The sequence below is a fragment of the Pseudomonas sp. Sample_24 genome (assembly GCF_004307605.1).
Classification (GTDB): domain Bacteria; phylum Pseudomonadota; class Gammaproteobacteria; order Pseudomonadales; family Pseudomonadaceae; genus Aquipseudomonas.
Window position 1 is genome coordinate 1 of the sequence record NZ_RCNW01000279.1, and the last position, 3716, is coordinate 3716.

The 3716-nt window shown below is 59.6% G+C and carries 5 protein-coding genes and 1 pseudogene; all 6 read left to right on the forward strand.

From position 1 onward, the window contains the following. Positions 1–296 (forward strand): FKBP-type peptidyl-prolyl cis-trans isomerase (locus D8V06_RS15605; RefSeq protein ID WP_130931258.1); only part of this gene is annotated, 296 nt, incomplete at its 5' end. Between the two features lie 293 nt (positions 297–589). After that, complete coding sequence (locus D8V06_RS15610) at positions 590–1045, forward strand: DUF1232 domain-containing protein (RefSeq protein WP_056852912.1); 456 nt, start codon at positions 590–592, stop codon at positions 1043–1045. 114 nt (positions 1046–1159) lie between these two features. Continuing rightward, complete coding sequence (locus tag D8V06_RS15615; RefSeq protein WP_056852911.1) at positions 1160–1504, forward strand: helix-turn-helix transcriptional regulator; 345 nt, start codon at positions 1160–1162, stop codon at positions 1502–1504. After that, a complete protein-coding gene (locus D8V06_RS15620; protein WP_003223109.1) occupies positions 1501–1872 on the forward strand; it encodes a hypothetical protein in 372 nt (123 codons plus the stop codon). Before D8V06_RS15615 ends, D8V06_RS15620 begins: the two co-directional genes overlap by 4 nt. Continuing rightward, the gene (locus D8V06_RS15625) at positions 1873–2280 is read left to right on the forward strand and encodes a sel1 repeat family protein (RefSeq protein WP_056852910.1); all 408 of its coding nucleotides are present in this window, start codon (positions 1873–1875) and stop codon (positions 2278–2280) included. Positions 2281–2488: 208 nt separating this feature from the next. Then, positions 2489–3716 (forward strand): annotated as a pseudogene (locus tag D8V06_RS15630) (type IV secretion protein Rhs); the annotation flags it as partial.

Here is a 3716-nt window from a genome sequence, read left to right on the forward strand (position 1 = left end):
AGCCGACTGATGTAGTGACCGTTCACTACACCGGCAAGCTGACCAATGGCACCGTGTTCGACAGCTCCGTCGAGCGTGGCAGCCCGATTGATCTGCCGGTCAGCGGTGTGATCCCGGGTTGGGTCGAAGGCCTGCAACTGATGCACGTTGGCGAGAAGTACAAGTTGTACATTCCTAGCGAACTGGCTTACGGCGCTCAAAGCCCAAGCCCGGCCATTCCAGCCAACTCGGTGCTGGTATTCGACCTGGAACTGCTGGGCATCAAAGATGCGGCAAAAGAAGACGCTGCCAAGTAAATCGGCGCCTGGGTCACAAACAACGCCTCGCTTATGCGGGGCGTTGTTGCATCCGGCATTTGGCGCGGATAAACAAAGCGAACAGATGCTGTAGGCTGGAGTCATAGCCAATGTAGGACCGCTGCTAACCGCGCGGGGCTGTCAAGTCAATGAAATCTTGGGTTTTTTTTGATGTGTAAAAAACGCCCGATCTAAGTTCGGCCCTTGTGTTGCGGGGCTTTCAGCCGTGAAAAGCAGGTCTGTTCACAAGGTTATCCACAATTTGTGTGGATAACATTCTAGTGGGAGGAATGATGAAAGCACCCTGGAGTTTCGCTCGTTTCTTGCCACTGGCCGGGCGCCTGATCGCACGTGGGCGATTGCCGACCTTGTTGTTCGCCGTGGCCAGCAAAAGTGCCAGCCAAGGTAACCGGTTGGGCAAACTTAAAGATGATTTGCGTCTGTTGCAGGCGCTTTGCCTGGCGTACTGGCGCGGCGAGTACCGGTCCATCAGCCCCAAGGCGTTGATCTCCGTGGTGGCAGGTTTGATGTACTTCCTCAGCCCGGTGGATGCGATCCCGGATTTCCTGCCTCTGTTTGGCATGATCGATGACATCGCCGTACTCGCCTGGCTCATGAAAGTCCTCGACGATGAGCTCAACGCGTTTCGCGCCTGGCGCAAACGGCAATTGCCGGAGAAGCTTGCCGTGGTTGAGCGCTTGCCCGATACGCCGGAACAACTTCACCTTCAGGGACCGAAAAAAAGATAGGTCGACCCCGACTTATCCTCAGATAGATACCCCCCGCGACCTTAGCCGCTGTTAGGATTACACTTCTAGGGAAAAGTGCCGACTCGCTAAGTGTTGTTGTCCTACGGGGTAGTCATGGATATTCAGATAATTACACGCGAAGGCGAGCCCGAATATGCGGTTTTGCCATGGGCTCAATATCAGGCTCTACTGAAAGCAGCAGGCATCAAAGAAGCACCGTCGAGCCCGGCCCCGGCGCCGCTGGCCGCGACAAGCCAAGACCCGACCCTTCCAGGTCTTGATCAACTACGCAGTTTGCGCGAAGGAAAGGGCATCGCCATTGAAGCGTTGGCCCGCACGGTAGGCATCAGCCCATCCTATCTGGCCATGATCGAAAGTGGCGAGCGTCTGCCCGACGCCGCGATACGTCGCAGCCTGGCCTGGGAGTTGACGGTGCCGGGGTGGAGGGATGAATCGTGAGCGTACGCATCAGTCGTCAACACTGGGATGGATTGCTGGGTGAGCTGGATCAGGCGCGCCGGCAGCGTCATCTACTGACTTATCGAGCATTGCTGGAGCGTTTGCAGTTGCCGACACCGGCCATGCAAACCTTGACCGCGGCACTGGAACATCTGGCCGCACTGGACGCCAAAGCCGAGCAGCCACTGCGCAGTTCGCTGGTGATCAGCCAGGGTGCCAGCCGCCTGCCACGTACCGGTTTTTTTGAATGCGTCGAGCGACTGGGGCGCTTTTCCGGGCCCTCCGATGGCGTCGCAGCAGCGTCGTGGCATGCCTCGGAAGTGGTGCGTGTTTTCGAATACGAATACCCGGAATCGGCGGAAGCCTGAATGTTTTTTCGACTCAAGGCGCGGGCTGGGTACTGGCTCGCGCGCAGGCTGTTTCACTGGTCATGGTTTGTGCGTCAACCGCGCGGCTGGAAATGGCTTGAGGGCCAGTTTGCCCGCATGGCGAACCTGGGCGATGTCGGTGCCCAGAGCTTCTATGGTCACATCCTGACCTTCCGCGGCGTCGGACTGGGGGCTCGCGAGGAAGGCATACGCCTTCTGCGTCTGGCGGCATTGGGCGGGGATGGCAAAGCAGCCTATCAGGTCGGCGTGATCTACCTTTCCGGAAGCCCGAGCAAGGCGCCGGATCCGGCTGAAGCGGCGCGGTTCTGGACCATCGCCGCGAAGGCCGGACATCCGCTGGCGCAGATCAAACTGCAGGCGCTGGATTCCCCTGATAGCACGCATTAAAGACTGACCTGTTTGCTGAGCGCGGCGCTGGGATCGACCCCTGCGCCGCGTTTTTGCTTTTAGCGAAACGCCCTACAGCAACCTCATCCTTGCCTGACTTCTTTCCCCGCTGAACCCCCGCAAAGTCCATTGCGCCAAATTTCCTGCGCGAAGGATTGCTTATGTTCGACCCGGTTTTTTACGTGGCCCCAGATGTTCCGGTGGGCTGATGGATCACGTCACCCGTATTGAGCGAGAGCTCGACAGTTTCCCGGACACCCTCACGCTGTACCGCCAACAGCTCAAGCGATGGTTCAGCCAGGCCGCCGATCAGGTCAGCCGCGCTACGGACATGCCTTCGCTGATGGGCATGGAGCGGGTGATCAAGCTGGGTAATACCAGCACCGTGGTCAGTAGTGCAGACGACGACTTCATCTCGACCGTGGCGCAGTGTCCGAAGGGTGGAATCCTGCACATCGAGAGCAAGTTCGAGTCGGTGTACGACGTTCCGCTGGGGAACATCAAGGTTGATGTGATTGCGGTGGAGGGTGGCGAGACGAAGCCGGTGACCCTCGACGCAGACGGTAAAGGTGAGTTCGAGGGAGAGCCGGACAAATTCTATCGCGTGCGCGTGCAAGGCGAGGTCACAGAGGCGCAGGTTGAAGCGCTGTTCTCCTCCTACGACGGCCTGTCCCTGGACCTGGACAAGTGGCTGCGCAATGAGTGGGAGGGGTTCAAGCCGCAATGGTCGCAGTCCTCTTCAACCGCCGTGGGCAACGGCTTGCTGGCCGGGAGTTGGGCGGCGATCGAGGGCGTGTGGGACGGGATCAATCTGCTTTCGGACATCCTCAAGGATCCCGAGGCGTTTGTTGCGCGACTGGGCAGCAGTGCAATTGCGTTGAAGGAAATGGCGCAGAAAACGCCGCAAGCCATGGCAAGAATCCAGCTGCTGGCCAGTGACGAAGCGGCCCTGTGTCTGCTGTTGCGCACGGCCAGTCTCTGGCTGGAAATGCTGCCGCCCAGCGTGATCGCTGGCAGCACCGCCGAAGCGCTGTCGAAGGTCGTGGTGGAGTTGCTGATCGACATCCTGATCGCCATCGTCCTGACCTTCGCCACGGCCGGGGGCGGTGTGGCCTATCTGGCAACGCGTTTGGCGGGGCGGGGCGCGCAGATGATCAGTGCGCTGACGCGTCTCGTCAATGCGTTGTTCGCCATCGTCAACACCTTCAGCGGTTACGTTGACCGCTACAAAAATGTGGCCGCACGGGGCGTTGCGGCGGGCCTGAAAAAAGGCCGGATGCAACTGCGCTGGAATGCTCGCAACAACACCTCGCTGAAAAAACACGAGCACCACGACGACGCCTCGCAACAGGCGAAAAACCCCAACGGCGACAGCGCCGATGCCGCCGACCGCACCGCCACCCATGGCTGCCCGGTGTCGCTGGTCACCGGCGAAG